We start from the raw sequence: 3,985 nt of genomic DNA, 5'->3' as shown, positions 1-3,985 counted from the left end.
CTCGGTGCTCCGGGCGGCTGTTCCTGCGGGTCCAGCGAATTGCGCAGCAGAGTCTGTGGTCGCTGGGTGAGGGGAGCGGCCCGTGCTTTGGGGATGTGGTCGGTGTCTGAGGGGGGTCTGCCGGTGTCTGAGGGGGCCGGCCGGTACTGGAGGGGCGGGGTCTGCCGGTGTCTGAGGGGGCCGGACGTCGCGCCTACTCCGCCGGGGCCCTGTTGATCGCCGCGTCCCGCTTCCGCGCGTACCAGATGCCGATCAGGCCCAGCCCGGTGCCCGCGAGGCACGTCCACACCCACCACTCGTGGCCGCGGTCCTCGTACCAGCCGTAGAAGGGGAGCTGGGCCAGGAAGAGGACGAACCACAGGATCGTGCCGCCCATGATGGTGGCGACGACGGGGCCCTCCAGGGGCTCCGGCGCCTCGTGCTTCGGTGTCCACTTCGCCATGCGCACAGCTTACGAGGCCGCCCGGCAGCCCCCCACCCACTCCCCTTGCGCCCAGGCTCTACGCGCGGAGATGGTCATTTCGCTGCCATATGTTCACACTTGAAACGACTTTCGTCGGTCTCTGGCCTTTCGGCAAAACGCCAACAGTGACGCCGAGGTCTCGCGTGGGCGGCGCTCACGTGACCCCGTAGAACTTCTCCGTCTCCTCGACGGCGGTCTGGAACCGTTCGTCGAAGTCGTCCCGGATGAGCGTCCCGACCACGTAGTCCTGGACGCTCATTCCCCTCTTCGCCGCATGGTCCCGGAGCCGGTCGAGCAGCTCCCCGTCTATCCGCAGGCTGAGCACACTGGTCCCCATGGGACGAGGGTTGCGGGCCGGTGTGGGGCGGCGGGGGGCTTTTTGTGTCCAACTCACTCGTATGGGTGATGTGGGGATTCGGTGGCCCCCGTCACGGGCATCTGTGCGTGTGACGGGTGGTCTTTAGTCAGGGTAATGAGTTAAGCTAAAGAACATGCCGGACCTAACCCATGGCGACGACGCTGCCGCCGTGAACTCACTGCGCTCCGCCGTGATGCGCCTGTCACGCCGACTCAAGCACCAGCGGGTCGACGAGTCGCTGAGCCCCACCGAGATGTCGGTGCTCGGCACCCTTGCCCGCTGTGGCTCGGCCACGCCGGGTGAGCTCGCCCGCAAGGAGCATGTGCAGCCGCCCTCGATGACCCGTATCGTCGCGTTGCTGGAGGGCAAGGGGCTGGTCAGGCTGGAGCCGCATCCCGAGGACCGGCGCCAGAAGGTCGTCACCCCGACCGAGCAGGCCCAGGCGATGCTCGAAGAGAGCCGTCGCAGGCGGAACGCCTGGCTGGCCGGCCTGGTCGAGGACCTCGACGAGGACGAGTGGGCGAAACTGCGAGCCGCCGCCCCCGTACTGGAGAAGATCGCGCATCTGTAAGCAGGACCAAGTAAGGAGGCGAATACTTTTGAGTTCGGGAACCGGAGCAGACTCCGCACCCGCACCAGCCGCCCACGACCCCCAGCCCGCTCCCACCGCACGCACCGGCAAGTCCGCGATGTTCAGTTCCCTGAAGGTCCGCAACTACCGCCTCTTCTTCCTCGGCCAGGTCGTCTCCAACACCGGCACCTGGATGCAGCGCATCGCCCAGGACTGGCTGGTCCTCAGCCTCACCGGTTCCTCGACCGCCGTGGGCATCACGACCGCGCTGCAGTTCCTGCCGATGCTGCTCTTCGGCCTGTACGGCGGTGTCCTCGTCGACCGGCTGCCCAAGCGCCCCATGCTGCTCGTCACGCAGACGCTGATGGCCTTCACCGGCCTCGCGCTCGCCGTTCTGACGCTCTCCGGTGATGTCGAGGTCTGGCACGTCTATCTCGCCGCCTTCGCCGTCGGTCTCGCCACGGTCGTCGACAACCCGGCCCGGCAGTCCCTCGTACCCGAGATGGTCGGGCCCGAGCTGCTCCAGAACGCCGTCAGTCTCAACTCCGCGAACTTCCAGTCCGCACGCCTCGTCGGACCCGCCGTCGCCGGTCTGATGATCACCGGCGTCGGCACGGGCTGGGCCTTCCTCTTCAACGGGCTGTCCTTCGTCGCGCCCATCGCCGCCCTGCTGCTCATGCGCGGCCGCGAACTGCGCGCCGTGGAGCGGGCGCCGCGTGCCAAGGGGCAGCTGCGCGAGGGGCTGCACTATGTCGCCGGGCGGCCCGAGCTGATCTGGCCGATCGTCCTCGTCGGGTTCATCGGCACCTTCGGCTTCAACTTCCCGGTCGTCCTCTCGGCGTACGCGGACGACGTCTTCGACGCGGGCGCCGGTGCGTACAGCCTCTTCAACACCCTGATGGCGGTCGGTTCCCTGGCCGGCGCCCTGCTCGCCGCCCGGCGCGGCACGGCGCGGCTGCGCGTGCTCGTCGCGGCGGCCGTGGCCTTCGGCGCGCTGGAGATCGTGGCCTCGGTGGCGCCGTCCCTGTGGCTGTTCGCGCTGCTGATGGTGCCGATAGGGATCGCCGGCCTCACGGTCAACGTCACGGCGAACACCGCGGTCCAGATGGCCACCGACCCGGCCATGCGCGGTCGGGTGATGGCCCTGTTCATGATGGTCTTCATGGGCGGTACGCCGGTGGGCGCGCCGATAGTCGGCTGGATCACGGACGCGTACGGCCCCCGGGTCGGCCTTGCCTTCGGCGGCGTCGTCGCGACGATCGCCGCTCTGACGGTGGGCCTGGTCCTGGCCCGCGTCGGCGGCCTGCGCGCCCTGGTCGCCTGGAACTCCGGTCACCCGCGCGTCCACCTCGTGAAGCGGCAGGAACAACAGGAACAACAGGAACAACAGGAACAGGCAGAGGAGCGGCAGCAACCGGAGGAGCGCCGGGAGCCGGCGACTTCCGGGGCGTGAGTACGGTGAGCGCCATGAGTGCCACGAACACCGTCAGACTGTTCGCCGCCGTGCTGCCGCCCGAGGACGTGTCCGAGCAACTCGCCGCCGCGGTGGCCGGGTTGAGGAGCCTGCCGGGAGCGGACGGGCTGCGCTGGACCGGCGTACCCGGCTGGCACTTCACCCTCGCCTTCTACGGCGAGGTGGCCGAGGACGTCGTACCGGAACTGTCCCGGAGGCTGGAGCGGGCAGCTCACCGTACGGACGCGTTCGCGCTGGCGGTGCGCGGGGGCGGGCAGTTCGGGCACGGGCGGGCGCTGTGGGCGGGCGCCGCCGGTGAGGTGAACGTACTGCGTCTGCTGGCCGACCGGGCGGAGGCGGCTGGCCGGAAGGCCGGCGTGGCGATGGGGGAGCACCGGCACTACAAGCCCCACCTCACCGTGGCGCGCAGCCGCGAGGCATTCGAGGCAGGGCCGTACGTCGAGGCCCTGGACGCGTTCACGAGCCGGACCTGGACGGTGGACGACCTGGCGCTGGTCCGCAGCAATCTGCCGAGGTCGGGGGTGCCGGGGGAGCAGCCACGGTACGAGGTGGTCGCCCGTTGGGCGCTCGCGCCTGTCCGGCGGACCGGGGCGGAGGACGACTCCGGCGCCGAATGAGCGCGGGTGAGCGGGTGAGCGGGTGAGCGGGTGAGCGGGTGAGCGGGGAGAAGGGGGCGAACCGGGTCGCCCGTGAGGGTGTTCGGGAGTGGGGGAGCGTCTGGCGCCCGACGTCTCCGGCAGGTCCGCCGGGCAGCCCCGCGGAACGGCCGGTTAGGCTCGGCGGCGTGAATCCGAAAATCCGGAACCGGGTGATGGCCGGTGTACTCGTGCTGATGTTCTTGGTCGTGGCGGTGGCGGCGGCGGTCGGGAAGTGACGTAGGCCGGGACCTCGCGCAGGTCGCCTTCCGACCGCCGCCCACCTGTTACGGCTGCCGCCCGCTCACCAGGCGAAGGCCTCCGGCGACGGTCCCGGGCCCGGGAAGATGTCGTCGAGCGAGGTCAGCAGTTCGTCGCTCAGCTCCAGCTCGGACGCCCGTACCGCCGACTCCAGCTGCTCCGCGGTGCGGCCGACGATCGGGCCGGTGACGCCGGGGCGGGTGAGCAGCCAGGCGAGAGCCGC

The 3,985-nt window shown here is 70.2% G+C and carries 6 protein-coding genes; 3 read left to right on the top strand and 3 right to left on the bottom strand.

Annotated elements, in window-relative coordinates:
• Positions 1-193 precede the first annotated feature (193 nt).
• Positions 194-442: a DUF2530 domain-containing protein gene (locus tag RB628_RS39705; RefSeq protein WP_318325511.1), complete on the bottom strand. Its 249-nt coding sequence runs from the start codon at positions 440-442 to the stop codon at positions 194-196.
• A 175-nt stretch (positions 443-617) separates the two neighbouring features.
• Positions 618-800, bottom strand: coding sequence for a ribbon-helix-helix protein, CopG family (locus tag RB628_RS39700; RefSeq protein ID WP_318325510.1), 183 nt, complete (start codon positions 798-800; stop codon positions 618-620).
• 154 nt (positions 801-954) lie between these two features.
• Between RB628_RS39700 and RB628_RS39695 the strand changes: the two genes are divergently transcribed.
• From RB628_RS39695 to thpR, 3 genes are read left to right on the top strand one after another with little or no spacing between them, the layout of a single operon-like run.
• Entirely contained in the window at positions 955-1,392 is a 438-nt protein-coding gene (locus tag RB628_RS39695; RefSeq protein ID WP_318325509.1) for a MarR family transcriptional regulator, read from the top strand.
• Positions 1,393-1,420: 28 nt separating this feature from the next.
• The gene (locus tag RB628_RS39690) at positions 1,421-2,845 is read left to right on the top strand and encodes an MFS transporter (RefSeq protein ID WP_318325508.1); all 1,425 of its coding nucleotides are present in this window, start codon (positions 1,421-1,423) and stop codon (positions 2,843-2,845) included.
• A 14-nt stretch (positions 2,846-2,859) separates the two neighbouring features.
• Positions 2,860-3,483, top strand: coding sequence for an RNA 2',3'-cyclic phosphodiesterase (thpR, locus tag RB628_RS39685; RefSeq protein ID WP_318325507.1), 624 nt, complete (start codon positions 2,860-2,862; stop codon positions 3,481-3,483).
• Positions 3,484-3,805: 322 nt separating this feature from the next.
• Here thpR and RB628_RS39680 read toward each other — a convergent pair.
• A partial coding sequence (locus tag RB628_RS39680) for an aldo/keto reductase (RefSeq protein ID WP_412180801.1) occupies positions 3,806-3,985 on the bottom strand: 180 nt, incomplete at its 5' end.

This window comes from Streptomyces sp. ADMS (assembly GCF_033441795.1).
Taxonomy (GTDB): domain Bacteria; phylum Actinomycetota; class Actinomycetes; order Streptomycetales; family Streptomycetaceae; genus Streptomyces.
This window is presented reverse-complemented; position numbering and strand designations above follow the sequence as displayed.